Here is a 19322-nt window from a genome sequence, read left to right on the forward strand (position 1 = left end):
CTACCCATACAAAATCTCGTACCGATCAATCGTCTCTTCTTTAAAGACGGTTTTCGAATGTTGAATCGCATCCGTAAGTCGCTGAATCGTGAAGCTGGAGATCGGCCTCGGCAGTGCTTCCAGATCGAAAAAGCCGTACTGATCGATTTCATGGTTATCTATGCGCATGGTGCCTACATAGTGATCCGCTTTAAAGGTATATATGTATCGGTTCTTATGCGGTTGAAAATAGACACCCGACAGCTCCATGTCGCGAACGCTGATACCGGCTTCTTCTTGCAGCTCCCGCTCGGCCGCAGTCCATGCGGATTCCCCGTCTTCGACCATGCCGCCGGGGATGGACCACTTCTTCTTCCCATACGTCTGACGAACCAGCAGCACTCTGTTCCGCTCATCGATGATGATAATTCCTGAAGCATCCTGACCTTTTGGCACCGGAATCCCTCTTTTCGGATGTTTTTCATACGATCCCGCTTCACTCCTGCTCCGTCATCAGTCTCTTCAGCAACGCCTGAAGCGTGCTTCCGATTTCGACTTGCTTCCCATTGTTGATTTGAATATCGCCTTCCGTATACCCGTTAAACTGATCGATCCAACCGACGTTTCCTGAAGTGCCGGCGTGCCTTGTAGTGATTACGAAGTGGTGGCCCGCTTGCTGCAAACGCTCTGTTTCCGGTGCAGCCTTAAGGTCCGTATACATATGCCGAATCTCCTCCGGATCGGTAACGACCACGGTTTTCCAACCTCGATCGACATCAGCGATTTCCATCACCATTGACTTGGGGTAATGCCACCAGCTATACAACGTCACATTATCGCGATGAAACGTCAACGGATTGAATAGATACAGGGAATGAATCAGCAGGATGCCTGTTAGCAGCAGCAAAACAACACCCGCTGCGATCATGCGCTTCCCTCTGCTAAAACGCATGCCCGAACGCCTTCTCGAATAACGAGCGGGTAAAGGCTTCAAACTGCGGATTCGACTCATAGTAAACCTCCCCGATTCCATTGGGAGTAAACCCCATTGTTTTCATTTCCCCTTCAAACAAGCTGATGCCAAACACATAACCCGTTCGAGCCTCTTGATTTTCATCCGGTTTCAGCTTCAAATCCTTCACCTGATTGATCCACTGCGATATCGTTTCTTTATCTTCCACCGTGGCACGTTCTCCGGAGGAACCGTTCAAAAGCTCCATTTTCGTAACCCTCCGAATATCCCCGGGATAAACCTCCGCGAGGGTGATCGGTCGCAATTTGGCAGCGCTTCCGCCCAGATGAAACTGACTGCCGGCTAAGAAGATAATCAAGAGCAGTATGGTTATTCTTTTCATGCTGTACCCCCCGGACCTTAGGATAAACGATTTCTATATCCTACCAACGTCACGATCTGCCATAATGTTTCACTGCCTGCCATCTCTCAATCCTCTACCAATACCGAATCTTATTGATGCGAGACAATACGGCGCAAACTAAATAGAGGAGGCAGCAAACGCCAAATAGGACAAACATACCGGAAGAGAATAACATAAAAATGCTAAACGGAACACTCCAAAGAAACGCAGCGAGCATGATGATGACCCGAGATTGCAATAAGCCAATGCCAAATAAACAAGCAGGCAGGACTAACATCAGAAAGGATTGAGTCGGATCAACCTTGTTCATCCCCTCGAAATAAGGGTCCTGCCAAACTAAAACCATCCAAAGCAACGTCGTGAGGATGGATGCGGCATAACCGACGATTTCGATATGCGGGTTTTTAATTTTGTTCAGCACGCTGTTCCACCTCCAATCGGAGCACCAAGTTTATATCTCTATCCTAAACGAAAGTGGCCCGCTTCGGACTTAATTCATTCTAAAATTTTACTTTTTTATAAACGTGAATACAATTTTCAATAAAAAATGCAACCCCCTCCATTACTTGTAGGGATTGCATTTGTATGAGGTGTTCGTTATTAAGATAAGGTGCTTAATGCACTCGAAGTAAAGGGCAACAGTTCATCCTTTTTGCCTTCCCTTATTTTGCGAGGCCACTCCGGATCGACCAGAATCGCCCTGCCGACAGCAACGAGGTCAAATTCTTCCTGTCCCAGACGGACAAGCAGCTTATCGATGCTTTCAGTTCCGGAGCTTTTTCCGGCAAAGGACCCGAGAAACTCCCCATCAAGTCCAATAGATCCGACCGTAATCGTCGGTTTCCCGGTTAATTTTTTGACCCATCCGGCAAAATTAAGCTCGGACCCTTCAAACTCCGGCTCCCAGAAACGGCGAGTAGAGCAATGAAACATGTCAACGCCGGCTTCGACCAAAGGAGCCAAGAACCGCGCAAGCTCATCTGGATTAGCAGCCAATTTATAATTGTAATCGGTGACCTTCCATTGCGAGATCCGCAGACAGATAGGGAACTCGGGACCAACGGCCAGGCGACAGGCTGCAATGATTTCAGCCGCGAAGCGAGTGCGCTCCACAAGGCCTCCCCCATATTGATCCGTACGCTGATTGGTTTTGTCCCAGAAAAATTGATCGATTAAATACCCGTGAGCGCCGTGAATTTCAATCCCATCGAAGCCAAGTCGCTTCGCATCGGCAGCTCCCTGAGCAAAAGCCTGAACAATTTCGGTGATTTCCGCTTGCGTCAACGGTTCATTTACTTTAACACCTTCAGCAGTAAGACCAGACGGACCAACGGGTAACGCATTCACATTGGGAAGATTGCCGATTTGGCGAACGGTACCTTGATGCCACAGCTGTGGAAATATAAGGCCGCCGGCTTCATGCACCGCTTGGACAACTTGAGCCCAGCCCTGCAGCGCTGCTTCGCCAAAGAAACTGGGATAATTAGGACTGCTTGAAGCAGCGGGATGATTGATTAGAGTGCCTTCTGTTATGATGAGTCCCACTCCACCTTCAGCTCTGCGGCGGTAATAGTCGGCAACATTCTGACCCGGCACTCCATCGGGAGAGAACCCTCTGGTCATCGGTGCCATCACGATGCGATTAGGAATAGTAAGATCTCCCAGCTGAAATGGCGTAAATAAAGGTTTTAAAGCTGCAGTGTGGTTAGGTGAGTTCGATTGCGTCATTATTTATTCCTCCTTTGGATTAGAGCGATAAGCTACTGAACGTCCAACACTTCATCCAGCTTGACCGAGTAATAAAGTATAGCTCGCTTATAATCGCGAATACCCGCATCCTCGCTTGTTTCAGCAAGCTCTCGTAACATAATTGCCATGGCGGCGCTGAAATCCTTTAAGTTATACAGCACCATCGCATAGAAAACGTGAAGCACTCGGCATTCCGGAAATTCAGAGAGTCCCTGCTCGAAGATCGCTTTAGCTTCCGTATACTCTCCTAATACTCGAAACGTGCTGCCAAGCCCCAGATAAGCGCCTTGCCGATCTTTACCCGTGATACCAAGCGCAAGCGCCTGCCGATAATAAGGGATCGCTTCTCGTTCCAACTCCAATACATCATGTGCCCAAGCGCACTGATACCACACCTGCGGATTGTCTACGTCCTTCTTCACCAATGTAAGCAACAGTTGACGCGCCTCTTCCAATTGCCCCGCCTCTCGCAGCGAAATGGCTTTATGTAGATCATCCATTCCTTAGGTCCCCCTTGCTTGCCAATATCGAAATGAACCATAAACCGTAAGCAGAAACAGGACATATACGCCTGCCACAAGCAGCAACGACTGCCAGTCACCCGAGATGTGATCACCGATAAAAGCAAAAATCAGCATCGCCGGCAATTTGCCAAGCAGAGATGCCAGGGCATAAGACAAGAACGGAAGTGCCGCAACGGCTGCATACAAATTCACCGCAGTCTGCGGCAGAATCGGCATCAGCCGTGCAAGAAGAATGGATCGGAACGGGTGACGCTCAACCATCGTTGTCCACCGATCCGTTAGTTGATATCGCCGCAGCAGCTCTCGACCCCGCTCACGAAGAGCGTAACGAAACAAGCCGTACATGAAGATTGCGGCAAGCCATGCACCGATCAAACTGAACAGCGCACCCAGCAGAGGTCCATACAGAAATCCCATCGTTCCGATTACAACGCTGAAAGGGATGACGGGAATGCATGCAAGGCCGGTCACAAGCAGCATGATCAGCAGAAACGGCGCTTCCCCTTCTTTCATCCAATCGAGCAGCTCGGTTTTGTTATACCATACAATCGCAATAATTAAAGCGTACCCGATGATAATCAACCCGCGTTTCAACGCACGTACACCTGCTTTCTATTGGCGATTATCGCATATTCGATTTATAAGATGCAAGAAATGGTAACTTGGGACAGGCATACAAAAGAACACCCCCGGAATCGCGGCAGCATCTGCCTGCTTCTCTAAAGGTGTTCTAATCTGTTCCGAAGACTCGTTTGTTACAGCACTTTGCGCATATTTACATGCGGAATGTTGGCGTCAAGGAATGGCTCTTCCGATTCCGTTACATAGCCCAGCTTCTGATAAAAGCCTTCGGCCGTGCATTGCGCGCCTAATATGGATGAAGTGTAGCCGCTCTCGCGAGCGTCCTGCTCCATCGCTTCGATCAGCTTCTTGCCAACGCCGTGTCCGCGGTAAGGGAGCAGAACCGCAATTCGCTGCAGCTTTGCAACGCCGGGCTCATATTCTTTCCATCTTCCGGCTGCAATCGCTTTGCCGTTATCCTTCACGACAAAATGATGACAAGCTTCCGGCGAGACATCATATTCGTCCCGCTCCAGGTCCGCAGGCACCTTCTGCTCATCCACGAACACTTCGAATCGTACGGCAATCGCTTCTTCTAACAAATCAGTTGTAGTAGCTCGCATATAATCCACGAATAAATACCTCTTTCACAGTTATAAAGTATGAACCGGCGTGGTGTCAGAAGACCGAGTGCCTGGAACATCGTAGTAATTGGCCGCTTCTCCGCCCAGAAACGGATTTAGCGTGTTGCCCACTGCAAACAGATGCAGCTCATGCATCGCGCGCGTACATACGGTATAGAACAACCGGCGTTCGCTCTCCTTCACATAACCGGAGCAAGCAGCAGATGCATCATACACCAGAACCGCATCAAACTCCACTCCTTTGGCAAGGTACGATGGAATGACGACAATGCCCGGTTCGAAGGTTGCCGTTTCTTTCTCGATCAGCCTAACCTTGCTGTCATTACGAAGTGCTTCATAAGCGATTGCACTTTGCACGGCTGTCTTGCAGATAACGGCAATCGTGCGGTTGCCTTCTGCAGCCAGCTCTTCGATACGAGCTTGAAGGAGACGATGCAATTCCTCCTCGTTTGCCGCTATCGTTAAAGTAGGCCGCTTGCCATCCCGATTGAATGGTTGAATCTCGTTGCCGCCGGGAATGAGCTGGCTGGTGAATTCCACGATGGGACGCGTGGAGCGATAGCTCTGCTTCAGCACCACCGTCTCCGTTTCTTCCTGCGGATACAGAGCTGCCAGGGCGGCAAAGCCTGTATTCTCATCCGATGCAGCGTGTGCATTGATCGATTGATTAAGATCGCCGAGCGCGGTCACGCGGCTAAACGGAAACAACCGCTTCAAATACGCGAATTGGAAAGCCGTATAATCCTGCGCCTCATCCACAAGGATATGACGCACCGAGGTATTCGTTTGGAATCCGCGAATACGCTCGATCACATACAGGAACGGCGTGGCATCCTCATACGCCATGGTCCGATTTTGCAGCCGTGAAGTTGTTTGCTTGCAAATGTCCGGCCATTCCCGTGGCAACGACTTGCCGATGGAACCGGACAAACTCGCTGCGAACGCCGGATCGTTGAACAGCTTCACATACGCCGCCTTCAGATCGACAAAAGCAAGTTTGCGCACGCGGGCGCGAATCGGCTTAAATTGCTCCTGCACGACATACTGACCCAGCAGCTCGCGTTCCCGATCGAAATCGTCGAACGTATCTTCTCTGTTCCTGCGATTTTGACGCTTCAAGCTCTGATGCGCCTTCAAATACGTATCTTTATCCAGCAGCTCAACCGCTTCGTCCACCCACGCCTCTTCCAGAGCCGCTTTCTGCCGTTCCTTCAATAAGCCAAGCAGCCATTCCGCAACGAGACGAAGCCGGTTCGGAATCGCGATCGCGCTATCAAGCGCGTAGAAGTATTCCCCAATCTGATCGGCCGAAACAAGCAGCTCATCCCGGAATGTAACATCGCGGAACTTTAGCCCTTCTTGACCCAGGAGACCGAGATAACGTTCAATTAGCGCGACAAAGTCTGTCGATGCTTTATAGCGGATACCTGCCATCCGAGCCTGATAACCGGAGTCTAGCTCCGATGTAAGGGCGTACTCCAGCTGCGCGTATGGATTTTCCAGCTTAAACGATTTTCCCATTCGAATCGCTAAGTATTCTTGAAACGTCGTTTGCTGCATGTTTTCTTCGCCCAGCTCAGGCAATACCGTCGAAACGTAGCTGTTGAACATCGGGTTGGGCGAGAACAGCACAATTTGATCGGCGCTCAGCGTTCCGCGGAAGCGGTACAACAAATAGGCAACCCGCTGCAGCGCTGCTGAAGTCTTACCGCTTCCCGCCGCACCTTGAACGAGCAGCAGACGGCTTCGCTCATCACGGATGATCCGATTTTGCTCCCGCTGAATGGTCCCGACGATGCTCTTCATCGCTGCATCCGACTGCTTGCCCAGCACCTCTTGCAGCAGCTCGTCGCCGATAGTCACACCTGTATCAAATAAGCTGCGGATCTCCCCGTCCCTAATGACGAATTGCCGCTTCAGCTTCAGCTCGCCGTGAACCGTTCCCATGGGCGTCTCCACCTGAGCCGGACCTGGGGGATAGTCGTAATAGAGACTCGCAATCGGCGCACGCCAGTCATAGATGAGATAATCTTCATCCGCTGCATCGCGAAGCGATGCGATGCCGAGGTAAACTCGATCGACACCCTCGCCGTCCTCTTGAAAATCAATCCGTCCAAAATATGGCGACGACTTCAGCTTCCTCAGCGTCTTAAGCTGCATCGCGGCTTGACGATGCGTCCGTTCGCGTTCTGAGAGAACCTCCGCCTGTTGCTTCAAGCTTGCATAGGATTCCGCCATTTCAACCGAATCTTCGAAGTTGACGGTTACTTCATCCCAGAAGTTTTTGCGGATATCGACCATTTCTTCTCTTGTATCCGCCGTTTGTTGTTCCAGCGTTTCCATACGCTGCCCGATCTGTTTGACGACCGAGATTACACGTGCTTGCTCTGACTTCCACACATTGTCTTGACTCAACCTAAACCCATCCTCTCTTGAGAATCAATCAACCCGCCCCGTATAGCGGTAAGCAGCAGCCGACTTATCTCCAGGCTTTAGAGAAAGATACCTTGCATATCGTGCATCACCGAGACATCGAGCAGATCAATGTCACATGTCATTCCTATTATAGAATTAATCGGGTTTCGGCGACAGCCGTTTCTTCTTCTATGTATACACAAGAACTCCCCTCACCACAAGTGTGCTCGAGATCGGCACTGACCTGTGGGGGAGGAGTTCTTGTTTATTATTTCCCTGCGGTTGTTAGCGCATTGCCGAATACTTTGGCTTCCTTCTGCGCTTCAGCGATCGCCTTTTCCTTTATAGAGGCTGCCTGATCGGGGGCCGCGGCCATGCCTTCAACGAAAATACCTTTGAAATCCGTAATGCCAATGAACTGCATGATCTTGGACAAATGCCTATGCCCGCTTTCGAAATCCATAGCCGGACCTTCAGTGTAAACTCCGCCGCTCGCCTGAATGTGAATAGCTGATTTATCCGGCAGAAGTCCGACCGGACCTTCCGCGGTATATTTGAACGTCTTGCCCGCAACACAAATCGCATCAATATAGGCCTTCACAATCGGAGGATAAGAGAAGTTCCACATCGGCGTGACGAACACATATTTATCCGCCGCGACAAACTGGTCGGCCAATTCGCCCAGCCGCGTTACTTTCTGCTGCTCCTCGGGCGACAACTCATTAAAGCTGCTCCCACCTCTTAGTTTGCCCCAGCCACTGAACACATCTGCATCAATATAGGGAATTTGTGTGCTGTACAAATCCAAATGCTCGACCTCGTCCTGCGGGTGAGATTCTTTGTAAGAATCAATGAATGCTTTGCCAACGGCCATACTATACGAAACCTGATGATCATGAGGATGCGCAGTAATATACAGAAGCTTTGCCATGAAGTAGCGATCCCTGCCTCTTCGTTAGATTGACGAACACGCTGATTAGAGTGTACCGTCACGAGGCGAACAATGTACGGCGAAGCGCTGCATGTCAGGAAGTGTTGTTGGAGATAATGTCAAAAAGTACGCGGATTACGTTGAACTGTGTCTCTGTCCTTCATTAACCCGCGAAAGCATAAGCCCGCTAACGAACAAGATGATCGATCCCAAATAAAACATCAAATCAAGCGTGAACAAATCAATGAGGAAACCGCCGGCCATAACAGCGATTCCGGAGAAAACAGACACCCCGACATGATAACGCCCGATTTGCTCGCCACGGCGACCTTCCTCCGTCAGATCAGCAAGCAGAGCCTTCTCGCAAGTCCGCTGCATCGCTCCAAACGCGCCCATGGCAATTTGCAGCGCGTAAACCTGCCAGATGCTTGACACGATTGGGAATAAAAGAAACAATACCGCGGTCCCCCAAGCACTCAGCAGAAGGAATATTTTACGGCCGTATTTATCGGACGATTTGCCAAACCACCAGTTCAAATAAGCCGAACAGAGCGTAAACAAGCCATAGGCAATGCCGTATTGCGTGAAGTCTCCGCCGATTTCCTTCACGAAGATCAGATAGAACGGGAACACAATTCCGGAACCGAACGTCATCATACTTTGCGACAGCATCATCAAACGCATCGTCTTCGTCATTTGGCATACCTCGCATAAAGCTCATTTTGGAATAACAGACCCGGGTCTACTCGTCGCTTGGCTTCGAAGAACGCATCCGTCTTCGGATATGCAGCCCGAAGCTGCTCGCCATCCGCAAACAGCTGATATGGCAAATAGTACGTCCCATCATGGCGGAGCGCTAAATCGATCAACCGCCGAGTGGAAGCTGCAAGTTTCTCTACCTCGGCCGCGGAGCGTTTATTGTTAAAGAGCAGCACAAATGCGAAACTGTCATGCTTCGCATAAGAGAGCGTGGACTCTTCGTTCCGGGGCACATAACGGACCGTTATATTGAGCAAATTAAGCTTATCCTCGCGCATAATCGTCCGCATCCCGTCGACAAACGGCTTAAAGCGATCAAGCGGCACGAAATACTCCTGCAATAAATCCGTCCGCTGCGTATCGGCGTATTCCATAAACTTAGCGGCCGGGCGCATCGCGTTGTTTCGTGAAATCAGGTCGCCGTCGCTGAGGAGATACCCTTTCTTTTGCAGTTTCCAGACGAGCTCCTTGCCCCATTCCGATTTGCGCGACAAACCAAACACGAACTTCGTAATCCCCGTGCTTGCAAATTTCTCCTCTCGAAGCTCCCTCAGATTATCGTTCAACGGCACATCCGTCCGCTCATAGGTAGTAACGAACATGTCGGTCAGGAAAGAATCAGGCGACACGGACAACCGTGCAATCGCCATGGCGATTGAGGGCTGCTCCAGCACCTCTTTATTGAAGAGTTCCGGAAAAGCCTCATAATGAACAGGCACCACATGCTGCATATACACTTCATCCTCTGTCAAATCCAGCGTCACATCCAAGATGACGCCGAATAGTCCATAACCGCCTATAACATTAGCGAACAGCTCCGGATCTTCCGTTCTACTCACCTGTACAACATCGCCATCTGCCTTCATCAGCCGAAACGATTGAACCGACTGGGCGAAAGGGCCTTCGCGGATATCCCGCCCATGTGCATTCACGCTCATTGTGCCGCCGACAGTAAACAGATTCTGCGATTGCATGATTCGAACCGAGAGGCCAAACGGATTCAGAGCCTCTTGGATTTGCTCCCAAGTCGCACCGGACTGGACGGTTATTTCCTTGCGTTTCTCATCGAGTTGAATAATGCGATGATAGGGCTTCATATCGAGCACGATCGCGTTCTCCATGAAGGTTTGCCCGCCTTGACTATGACTTGCCCCGGAAACGGAGATTGGCAGCCCCCTTCGTTTGGCTTCCGCGAGAGCTTCCTTAATATCCGCTGTTTCATGGACATGAACCGTTCTAAAGATGCGAACCTCCATAAGCCGACTAACATCGCTCGCATACTCACTATCCTGTGCATGAAGTCGGATCATGACCGAACCCGCCAGCAGGCTTACATAGATAATGATTGCCAGCAGGATAACCGGCCCACTCCGAAACTTTCGAACGGGTCCGGCAGACGGTTCGATATCGATCAAACCAACACCTCCACCTGCTTCAGGATCACTTGAATAAAATGCTGTGCAGCAGGCGGCGGCGCTTCCCCTTCCCTCGTATACAGAACGATCGGATTGCGAAGTTCCACGCCTTCCACTTCCACTCGGGCAAGCTCCCCGCGCGATACGGCGCGACTGGCTTCAAGTGAAGATACGAACGATACGCCGAGTCCTGCAGCCGCGGCATGAAGCGATTCATGTACGCCGCTCACCTGCAAGGCTTCTCTGGGCAGGCTCATTCCTTGGACACGGCATAACGAGAGCAGCCTCTCTCGGGCTGCACTGCCGGGTTCACGCATGACGAACGGCTCTTCCATAAGTGCTGCAAAAGCCAACCGCTTCCCTGCATAACGGTGATTCGCCGCTACGACAAACCAGAGCTCATCCTCCTGCAGCAGCTTCCGCTCCAGTCCGGGACGAGCCTCTCCCCCTCCGCCAATGACCGCGATATCGGCTTTATAATGCTGAAGTGCTCCAAGCGCATCGCTTGCGTTCAGCGTCTGCATGGAGACATGAACAGACGGACAAGCGGCTCTGAAGGAAACCAGTTGTTCGGGTAACAGGAAGTTAGCCGGCAATGAAGTTGCCGCAATTCGAAGCTCGCCCGCTTCGCCGGAGCGGTAAAGCTCCAGATCACGTGAAATTTCATTCTGGAGCGCGAATAGTTTGGCCGCATGCTTAGCCACCCGAATACCGGCTTCGGTGAGCAAGATCCCCCTGCCCTTAGGCGCTAGCAGCGTAAGTCCAAGCTCGGCTGCCATGTTGCGCACATGCGCGGTAACTGCCGGCTGGCTGATACGAAGAATTTCAGCGGCTCTTGTAACGCTGCCCGAAGCAGCGACATGGTGAAAGACAATAAGTCCGTACAGGTTCATCGTTTCGTTAAAGCCTCCCTATTGAGACAGACAGCTTATTTTAGCGCGTTATATCATAACTAATAGTTATGATAACCACAAAACTCTATATTGGAATTATTAATGATTTCAATTTATTGTATGAAGTATAAAGCGGCTTCACAAGCGAACAAACATTAAAGAACGGCTAAAGGGAGAGCGAGATCATGCAGGCAGCTTGTATGGAATGCGGGACCCAGGTGGGATTGGAACGTAAACCGATGCAGTATCATTGTGGTATTTGCGGAGGTATACTGCGCATCGTTCATGATTTCAGTCAGGTGGATGCTGCGCGGCTGAAGCGGGTATTCGATGAGCGGCGCGGGATGCGGAACTCTATCGCGGCCAGCGGGGTATGGCGTTATAAGGAGCTCATCGCTCCGGAGCTGCAGGACGATGTCGTCGTGACCCGAAACGAAGGCAATACAGGGTTGTATGAACCAGCACCGGTAAAGGATTTTGCAGGCGTGCGCCGCCTATACTTGAAAGCTCAAAGTGAGAATCCGAGCGGCTCCTTCAAGGACAATGGCATGGCCGTTGCCGTGTCCCACGGCAAGTGGCTCGGCTACTCTACCTTCGCCTGCACCTCAACCGGCAACACTTCATCGTCACTGGCTATGTATGCTGCCATAGCAGGCATCCAGGCAACGGTACTGGTGCCAAGCAGCGAAGTTTCCCCCAATAAAGTGCTGCAAACACTGGCGTATGGGGCAACGGTAAATACGTTCGGCGGCACCTACGATGATGGTATTCGATGGTTAAGCATCAACGCCGAGCAGCAAGGCATGTATGTATGCAATTCGGTGAATCCGCTGCGGATTGAAGGTCAGAAAAGCATTATTTTCGAGCTTGCCCATGATCTCGAATGGCAGCTGCCCGACTGGATTGTACTGCCGGGAGGCGCGCTCAGTAACGCAGCTGCCCTTGGACAAGGGTTGCATGATCTCTACACACTGGGGTTCATTAACAGGCTGCCGAAAGTGGCCGTCATTCAAGCCGAGGGTGCAAGCCCCTTCCATCGCATGGTCGCTGCCTCCCATCGGACGCTCACGCCGGAACCGAAACCTTCAACGCGGGCGTCTGCGCTGAATATCGGCAATCCGCCGAGCTGGCTTAAGGCTTTGCGCATGCTCGAAATGACGGAAGGCGTAACCGCTGCCGTCAGCGACGCGGAAATCATGGAGGCCAAAGCCTGCGTCGATCGCAGCGGAATTGGCTGCGAGCCCGCTTCCGCCGCGGCCGTCGCCGGGCTGCGCAAGCTCGTGCGCAATGGTATTATCGCGCCGGAGGAAACGGCGGCATGCATCCTCACCGGCAGCATGCTTAAGGATACCGATGCCATCCGCGAATTCCATATGGACGGAGTACCGAGCGCACCGCCGCTGCTGCGTAACACGATACGCTCCGTTACGCTTAGCAGCTGCGATGGCATAATGGTGAAATAAAAAGACTGAGCGGCAAATTCCGCTCAGCCTTCTACCCTGCTCTTATCCAGACCAATCCTGCTTATATAATTTGTAGCTATTAAACTGCTCATCATCGATTTCGACCTTACCTTGGTACGTGAACCCGCATTTACGGATGACTCTATTCGATGGCTCGTTTCGCTGAAGCGCTATCGCATGAAGCACTTCGACATTGGAGTGTTCAAACAAGTACCGGATTAGCCCTTCCGCCGCCTGTGTGGAGTATCCTTTTCCCCGATGATCCTTTGAGATGGCGTACATAATCTCTCGGTTAGGAGCCGGCAATTCTTCCTTTATTCCCGTGCAGCACCAGCCGATAAGCTCTCCCGATTCTTTATGAACGATGCCCAGACGAAGGCGCAATTCACCGATGTTCCCACCTTCGTCTGATATGGCGCGTAGAAATGCAATGTTATCTGGCAGTTCATAATTAATGAACCAATCTTCCCGTTGTTCTCTCGATACATTCCAGCCAGGCAAGAACTCATAGATCTCGGGCTGCCAGGTCAGGGAATGAAACGTCTCCAAATCTGCCGGGATGAACGCTCTTAACACAACGTCCTTGCAATCAATCGTAAACACGTCCATTTTTACTCTCCCGCAGCGGTAATAACCAGCATTTGATTGGCATTTCTTTGGAATTCATAGCTTGTATCTTGGATCTCATAGCTCCAGCCCATTTCTCGAATAAAGCTCAGCATCTCATCAACAAACGCAGAACGTTCACTGGTTTGATCGACGAGCGGGAATAGGCGGATCTCTCGTCTGGTTACCCGCATGAGCTCGGCAAGCGTAGCTTTGTGGAAGCTTAGATCCAGCCGGTCCGCATACATAAATAAGAAATGCGCCGACAACGTTAAATCGAATTGTTGATCTGCAAACGGCAGTTGAGGCAAGGTTGCAGCCACATAACGATGTGGATTAGCGATCATATCGTTCGTGCAGTCCAGTAAAGCTTTCGATCGCGTCGCGTGCAGCTCATCCGCAGTTTCGAAATAATCCCACTTGTAATTTTGTTTCACCTTCTCAATATTCGCGATACCGTGTTCCAGATCTTGCAGCCCTTTTTCTCTAAGCGACTCCACGGGATGATAATAGGCGATATCAGCAGCCGTAACGTCTCCGCCAAGCTGGTTCGCAATTGCCGTAAATGAGCAGGCTCCGGATGGACAATCCAATATTTTGTTATCGAATAGGTCCTCCTTAGACACATTGAAAATATCGCGATATTCTTCAAACGTTCGGCCGATGAATATAATACGCTCAAGATCGAGTCCTACATTCGTGTTCGACATGACAGATCCACTCTCTTTCCTCGCAAGGGTTACTTCAAAAGTTCTCCGTTTTCTGAAGACTCGTCCTCAATCAGGCACTTCAATAAACTCCGAAACTCTAATCTTTAATAACGCAATCAGCTCTTCATCCATGAAACCAAACTCATCCGGGATATCGAGTCTGATTTTATATCGATCACCTTTAATTATGAATTTTGACCTTGTCCGCGCCGTAGTGCTTGATCGTTTGACCAATGGTCTCATTGTTTCTCTCATCCCATACGAAACTTAATTCAAACGTTCCCGGTTCAAAGAACAACGGAAATCTGCGCTTAAACCAATCCTGCATAGGCAGCTTTAGAGCATCTTCGATTTCCACCCATAACAGTTCCCCTTCCGGCGGATTGCTGAGCAACTCTCCTTCAAATGAAGTAGCCAAATAATTAAAGACCATGTACCGCAAGCCTTGGTCAGGTTCGCAGAATTCATCCAGCCCTTTATAGATGATGTCTTTTACGATCAAGCCCGTCTCTTCTCTTACTTCTCGTATGGCCCCATTTACGATACTTTCCGGAAAATCGACCTTGCCTCCCGGAGCGATGTAGCCGGGAAAACCGCGCTTATCGGGTCTATTCATTAATAGCACTTTCGTTCCGTCCTGCACCATGCACATCGTGTAGAGTTTGTGTGTGACATTCGTTGGCAAACTGATTCACTCCATTCATAGTTGAAACTGCCGCTAAATAGAGGTTATTTGAAAGCAGAATGAATGGATTTAAGCCTGTATTTGTCCCATAATCTTTTTTCATAGGAAATGATGTAATCCTTGTCTATTTCAATTAATTTGGAAATGTCTACTGGCACTGCTATTGTTCTTTCTCGATTCCCTAAATTCACTACAGTAATTTCATCTTCACCTACTTGTTTAACAGTGGCTAATTCATAGGTGGAAGAGGCATAAGAATTCCAACATACAATTAAAAGAACTACTACAGCAACAAGCACGATTAATTTTCTAATAGTCAAAATCACGACGATAATCTCCCCTCGACAAAGAAACTACACCGCTCTACTAAGACAGAAAGTTAACTCATTACGGTTGCTCGTACTTATCTACGACCCGTTGTTGTTCAAATCGTTATATTCCCGATTTTCAACCGATTGTGTAGGTTACGGCTTGATCTTTTTCGGGATCGATGTCGTGACATACTCCGTGTTCTTGATCATCTTTGCGATATAAAATAGTTGCCCTAAATGTTCCGAGAAATGAGCCGCACATTGAATGAGTACTTCCAGATGGGTTCTTTCCTTGTTTCTAACGACCTGCATCTTGTGCCAATCTTCGGTAGACATGTCCTTGATCGATTCAATCATGATCGTAAAGGAATCGCGCGTTATATCGAGCAGTTCCGGTTGCGTTCTATACAATTCTTCAAACTCTTCATCTCTGTTTCTCGCAATGTTTCGCTTCAGAATGCCGTTCAATACGCGTTCATTAATATTGCCGCTGATATGCACGATCAGGTTCGCGATACTGTTGCTCGATTCATTCGGACGCCAATTGACTTCATCATCATTTAGCTGCTCGAGCACGGACTGCATCCTTCGCTCGATTTCTTCGAATTTGCTTATTAGAATGCTTTTTATTTCTTCCATGTTATCACCTACTATTCCGGAATTGGGATCCGTTATGAAATTAGTTCAAGTCCTTCTTGTAGTAATAATGTTTATTGCCTAATGGAGCATTCTCGATCACTCCAATTTCCGTATAACCGTACTTCTTATAGAATTCCGGAGCTTGGAAACTGAACGTATTTAGCTTGATGAATGCACAGTCCTTCGCTCTTGCAATCTGCTCTGCTTCCTCCAATAGCTGCTTACCGAGCCCTTGCCGCTTGTTATCGTCATGAACCCATAAAATATCAATTTCCATCCAGTTCCAACAAACCGCACTGTTAAGGCCTGCAATAATCTCGCCTTTATCATTCTTCAAGCATAGATTAACTTCCTCATACCGGCCGTTTGGCACATGCCTCGCATTGAATTCGATCAGTTTATTTCGCACATAGGCTGCATCATCCGAAGAGCCTACTTGTATCTGATGAGGACTGACGGCCAAGCTCTCATCTGAGCGATGGACCCTGCCACTAACGGACGTAAACGTTTGAATCGGACCATTCCAGTCTGCTTCCTCGATTTCTTTATAAGCGCCATTCGTATAGCTGTCTATGGTCTTCCTCCAGAAAGCTCTTGCAGGTACATTCGCTTCGATCTGCGCAACCTTCCATAAACCCGGAAACCGATTAAACAGCTCATAGGCAGCACCTTGTCCGACTTTCAGTCTTCTATAATTCTTCAGCACAAAAAACTCTGCCATCCAATAAATCGTCTCATCCCCGTCATTGGTCCCGAGCTCTCTCACGAGTGCAAATCCTGCCAGCTTATCATTCACTTTGATAAAGAAAGGGAATCTACCGTCTTCTGTCCAATAATGATCCAAATATTTATACTCGAACAGCCCTTGCGGATTGAGATCATCTTCCGGAAAAAACTCGCTAAAATCGTATCTGTACAGCTCCAATAAATTGCGCAGAATGGATTTCTGCTCGTATTCAACCTTTTGAATCGAGATCAACATGTGCGGCTCTCCCTCTATTGTTAGCTTGCTCTCCCGAACTCTCCATCCTCAAATATACGCTGCGTTCTTTAAAACCCAATGACTTCCAGAATCTATAAGCCGTTTCATTCCAGTGCATGACTTCCAGATCCAATTCCAATGTGTTTAAATATTCCGTCAATTTCGCGAAAGCCAATCTCCCGTATCCATTGTTCGATATTCATCGTATTGTCGTGTTTCTCATCTTCTATGAGCTGTTTATTCATAATGGCAAGCAGCTCTAAATCTTCCGTTGAGCATCTTTGAATCGAAAGGTCACTCACCGAAATACCCCTCATCAATGTACGTAATTTCAATTCCGCCAATCAGCTTGGCAAATCCGTTATTGTAAAACGGTAATAAAGCATCGACTTTCTCAATGTCGATCCATTTCAAACAAAGGTTAATAGAACTAAACAATTATTCTCAGTATAACAGCCATAGGAAAATCTGGAAATTAAAAAAAGAAGCTGCAAACGCCCCTAAGACGTTGCAACCTCTCCATTTTTCCATGCTGACTTCGCTATTGCTGCTTGGCAGCCGCATCCGGCAATAACACCGTAATTGTAGTCCCGCTGCCGGGCTTGCTGCTTGCGGCGACCGTTCCGCCGTGCATCTCGACGATCCGCTTCACGATGGATAAACCCAGTCCGCTGCCTCCGGCCATACGGCTGCGCGCTTTATCCGCCTTGAAGAAACGCTCGAAGATATGAGGCAAATCCTCCTCGGAGATCCCCAGACCATTATCCGAAATACAGACGCTCGCTCCGCCGCTTGTCCTTTTGACTTCAACCGAAATGCTCCCGCCCTCCGGCGTAAACTTCATGCTGTTCGCGAGCACGTTGGTCCACACCTGGGACAAAAGCTCTTCATCGCCGCTGTAAGTGACTTCCTCGTCCAAATTCACATCCATGAGCAGATCTTTCTCCGTCCATTGCGGCTCGCAAGCCAGAATGGTGGAGCGCAGCTGCTGATCGAGCCGGAAGGGCTTCATTCGCATCGGCTGCTGATCGGCCTCCAATGTTGTAAGCTTCAGCAAGTTATCGCTCAACCTGGACAGGCGCACGCTTTCGGTTTCGATGATGCTCGCATAGTGCTGGCGCTGCTCCTCTTCCAGCTTAGATTGCTGCAACACGCGCGCGAAGCCCCGAATGGACGTTAACGGAGACTGGATTTCATGCGACACGTTGGAGATGAACGTTTGCCGCATTTGCTCCATCTGACTCAGCTCCGCTGCCATATCATTAATGCTATGGGCAAGTTCGCTGAATTCACCGCGCATCTGCTTCGGCAATTGGATCGAGACGGAGAAATCCCCTTTCGACATGCGGCGAATCGCCGAAATATAAATATTAAAACCCTCCCGATGCCTCCAAGGTCGGCCGATAAGGAACAACAGAATAAACAAGAGAAGAAAACCAAGGAACACGGTAAACAGCTGCTGCCAAAATCCGTTGTACAAGCTGGGTACGTTTCGTTCGGCGAAGAGTGCGTAGCGCTGCCCGCCAATATCAACAGGCATGCCGACCATCGCGAGCCCTTTACCAAAAATATTACCCCGCTCCACTTCCTCGACGCTTCCTCCGGCAAGCACCTTTACCACATGCTCCCATTCGACCGCTGTGGCGACTTCTTTGTCCCCATCATGCAGTTCACCGACAATTTGCTCGCGACCAGCGGCGTCAATCATCTTAAACCGATACCCTTTGCTGTTCGACAGCGACTTCAAGCCGCCGATCCACTCCGATACATTCTCTCGATTAGCGAGCGTGATTGTAATTAGATCAACTTCATGAAGCAGCGCGGTGGTCGCGGTGGAATGATTCCGTTTCTCTTTCGTATAAGAAACGATCGTATATGCAGCCGTATAGCAAGTATAGATCGCAAGGTTCATTAGCAGAACTCCCGCTAACCCAAACAGAAACCTCTTCCATTTTGGCATGACTATACCTCCAGCCGATAGCCAAGACCGCGTATCGTCTGAATGCGAAACCGGCTCTGTTCCTCGGGAAACTTCTCGCGCAGACGTTTAATATGAACATCTACCGTTCGCTCATCGCCTTCGTAATCATAGCCCCAGAGCTGTTCGATTAACTGCTCGCGTGCGAAGGTTTTGCCTGGGTAGCTCGCTAATTTGAACAGCAATTCAAATTCCTTCATCGGCAGCGTCATCGTTGCATCCTCGACCGTCACCGAATAAGTGGACCGATTCAAAACAACGCCTCCGGCTTGCACGGTTTGAGATGTCGCAATGCGATAACGCTTGAGCAATGCCTTCACGCGAGCTACCAGCTCAAGCGGCTCGAACGGTTTAACGAGATAATCGTCTGCGCCAAGCTCGAACCCTTTTACTTTCTGGTTGGTCTCTCCTTTTGCCGTCAGCATCAGAACCGGCAGCTCCATCCCGTCACGAATCTCCTTGCACAGCTCCCAGCCATCCATATTCGGCATCATCACGTCCAGAATGACAAGCTGAACCTGTGTCGATTCAAGAACGGCGAGTGCTTCCTTCCCATCGCCCGCTTCCACAATCTCGAAGCCTTCAGCAGCGAGCAGCAGCGATATCAGTTCACGAATATGGGGATCGTCATCTACGATAAGCAGTTTGGTCATGGTGATCATCTCCGGTCTATAAAATACTCTTGCTTGCGCTTATTATAAG

Annotated in this window: 23 protein-coding genes and 1 pseudogene; 1 reads left to right on the top strand and 23 read right to left on the bottom strand. The window is 49.6% G+C overall.

Features of this window, described 5'->3' with window-relative positions:
- The 13 genes from I8J30_RS20545 to I8J30_RS20605 form a co-directional block, all read right to left on the bottom strand.
- The gene (locus I8J30_RS20545) at positions 1–435 is read right to left on the bottom strand and encodes an NUDIX domain-containing protein (protein WP_210661316.1); all 435 of its coding nucleotides are present in this window, start codon (positions 433–435) and stop codon (positions 1–3) included.
- 40 nt (positions 436–475) lie between these two features.
- The gene (locus I8J30_RS20550; protein WP_210661318.1) at positions 476–931 is read right to left on the bottom strand and encodes a hypothetical protein; all 456 of its coding nucleotides are present in this window, start codon (positions 929–931) and stop codon (positions 476–478) included.
- On the bottom strand, positions 921–1334 hold the full coding sequence (locus I8J30_RS20555; protein WP_210661320.1) for a hypothetical protein: 414 nt from the start codon (positions 1332–1334) through the stop codon (positions 921–923). The genes I8J30_RS20550 and I8J30_RS20555 overlap by 11 nt, the downstream gene beginning before the upstream one ends.
- Positions 1335–1428: 94 nt before the next feature.
- Positions 1429–1776, bottom strand: coding sequence for a hypothetical protein (locus I8J30_RS20560; protein WP_210661322.1), 348 nt, complete (start codon positions 1774–1776; stop codon positions 1429–1431).
- 179 nt (positions 1777–1955) lie between these two features.
- A complete protein-coding gene (locus I8J30_RS20565; RefSeq protein WP_210661324.1) occupies positions 1956–3083 on the bottom strand; it encodes an NADH:flavin oxidoreductase in 1128 nt (375 codons plus the stop codon).
- Positions 3084–3115: 32 nt separating this feature from the next.
- Positions 3116–3604 (bottom strand): tetratricopeptide repeat protein, encoded by a 489-nt coding sequence (locus tag I8J30_RS20570; protein ID WP_210661326.1) that lies wholly within the window; start codon positions 3602–3604, stop codon positions 3116–3118.
- A gap of 3 nt (positions 3605–3607) precedes the next feature.
- The gene (locus I8J30_RS20575; RefSeq protein ID WP_210661328.1) at positions 3608–4222 is read right to left on the bottom strand and encodes a TVP38/TMEM64 family protein; all 615 of its coding nucleotides are present in this window, start codon (positions 4220–4222) and stop codon (positions 3608–3610) included.
- Positions 4223–4383: 161 nt separating this feature from the next.
- On the bottom strand, positions 4384–4812 hold the full coding sequence (locus tag I8J30_RS20580; RefSeq protein ID WP_210661545.1) for a GNAT family N-acetyltransferase: 429 nt from the start codon (positions 4810–4812) through the stop codon (positions 4384–4386).
- Positions 4813–4842: 30 nt separating this feature from the next.
- Positions 4843–7248 carry an RNA polymerase recycling motor HelD gene (gene helD, locus I8J30_RS20585; RefSeq protein ID WP_240548232.1) on the bottom strand — a complete coding sequence of 802 codons (2406 nt, stop codon included), beginning with the start codon at positions 7246–7248 and terminating at the stop codon, positions 4843–4845.
- A gap of 268 nt (positions 7249–7516) precedes the next feature.
- The gene (locus tag I8J30_RS20590; protein WP_210661330.1) at positions 7517–8179 is read right to left on the bottom strand and encodes an FMN-dependent NADH-azoreductase; all 663 of its coding nucleotides are present in this window, start codon (positions 8177–8179) and stop codon (positions 7517–7519) included.
- 135 nt (positions 8180–8314) lie between these two features.
- Positions 8315–8875: an MFS transporter gene (locus I8J30_RS20595; RefSeq protein ID WP_240548233.1), complete on the bottom strand. Its 561-nt coding sequence runs from the start codon at positions 8873–8875 to the stop codon at positions 8315–8317.
- A complete protein-coding gene (locus I8J30_RS20600; RefSeq protein ID WP_210661333.1) occupies positions 8872–10353 on the bottom strand; it encodes an FAD-binding oxidoreductase in 1482 nt (493 codons plus the stop codon). The genes I8J30_RS20595 and I8J30_RS20600 overlap by 4 nt, the downstream gene beginning before the upstream one ends.
- Positions 10350–11246, bottom strand: a complete 897-nt coding sequence (locus I8J30_RS20605; protein WP_210661335.1) for a LysR family transcriptional regulator — start codon at positions 11244–11246, stop codon at positions 10350–10352. The genes I8J30_RS20600 and I8J30_RS20605 overlap by 4 nt, the downstream gene beginning before the upstream one ends.
- A 185-nt stretch (positions 11247–11431) precedes the next feature.
- On the opposite strand from I8J30_RS20605, the gene thrC reads away from it, so the two are divergent.
- A complete protein-coding gene (gene thrC, locus I8J30_RS20610) occupies positions 11432–12709 on the top strand; it encodes a threonine synthase (RefSeq protein ID WP_210661337.1) in 1278 nt (425 codons plus the stop codon).
- Between the two features lie 42 nt (positions 12710–12751).
- Here thrC and I8J30_RS20615 read toward each other — a convergent pair whose 3' ends face one another.
- The 10 genes and pseudogenes from I8J30_RS20615 to I8J30_RS20660 all read right to left on the bottom strand — a co-directional run bounded on the left by I8J30_RS20615 (position 12752) and on the right by I8J30_RS20660 (position 19273).
- The gene (locus I8J30_RS20615) at positions 12752–13318 is read right to left on the bottom strand and encodes a GNAT family N-acetyltransferase (RefSeq protein ID WP_210661339.1); all 567 of its coding nucleotides are present in this window, start codon (positions 13316–13318) and stop codon (positions 12752–12754) included.
- Positions 13319–13320: 2 nt separating this feature from the next.
- Positions 13321–14025, bottom strand: a complete 705-nt coding sequence (locus I8J30_RS20620; RefSeq protein ID WP_210661341.1) for a methyltransferase domain-containing protein — start codon at positions 14023–14025, stop codon at positions 13321–13323.
- A 181-nt stretch (positions 14026–14206) separates the two neighbouring features.
- The gene (locus I8J30_RS20625; protein ID WP_210661551.1) at positions 14207–14677 is read right to left on the bottom strand and encodes an 8-oxo-dGTP diphosphatase; all 471 of its coding nucleotides are present in this window, start codon (positions 14675–14677) and stop codon (positions 14207–14209) included.
- Positions 14678–14754: 77 nt separating this feature from the next.
- Complete coding sequence (locus tag I8J30_RS20630; protein WP_210661343.1) at positions 14755–15036, bottom strand: hypothetical protein; 282 nt, start codon at positions 15034–15036, stop codon at positions 14755–14757.
- Between the two features lie 138 nt (positions 15037–15174).
- Positions 15175–15660: a DUF1572 family protein gene (locus I8J30_RS20635; RefSeq protein ID WP_210661345.1), complete on the bottom strand. Its 486-nt coding sequence runs from the start codon at positions 15658–15660 to the stop codon at positions 15175–15177.
- A 40-nt stretch (positions 15661–15700) separates the two neighbouring features.
- A complete protein-coding gene (locus I8J30_RS20640; RefSeq protein WP_420831248.1) occupies positions 15701–16102 on the bottom strand; it encodes a GNAT family N-acetyltransferase in 402 nt (133 codons plus the stop codon).
- A 147-nt stretch (positions 16103–16249) separates the two neighbouring features.
- Positions 16250–16642, bottom strand: a pseudogene (locus tag I8J30_RS20645) (GNAT family N-acetyltransferase); the annotation flags it as partial.
- 104 nt (positions 16643–16746) lie between these two features.
- Positions 16747–16944 (bottom strand): hypothetical protein, encoded by a 198-nt coding sequence (locus I8J30_RS20650; protein WP_210661347.1) that lies wholly within the window; start codon positions 16942–16944, stop codon positions 16747–16749.
- A 239-nt stretch (positions 16945–17183) separates the two neighbouring features.
- On the bottom strand, positions 17184–18602 hold the full coding sequence (locus I8J30_RS20655; RefSeq protein ID WP_240548234.1) for a HAMP domain-containing sensor histidine kinase: 1419 nt from the start codon (positions 18600–18602) through the stop codon (positions 17184–17186).
- Between the two features lie 2 nt (positions 18603–18604).
- Positions 18605–19273, bottom strand: coding sequence for a response regulator transcription factor (locus tag I8J30_RS20660; RefSeq protein WP_210661349.1), 669 nt, complete (start codon positions 19271–19273; stop codon positions 18605–18607).
- Positions 19274–19322 lie beyond the last annotated feature (49 nt).

The sequence above is a fragment of the Paenibacillus lignilyticus genome (assembly GCF_017942085.1).
Classification (GTDB): Bacteria; Bacillota; Bacilli; order Paenibacillales; family Paenibacillaceae; genus Paenibacillus_Z; species Paenibacillus_Z lignilyticus.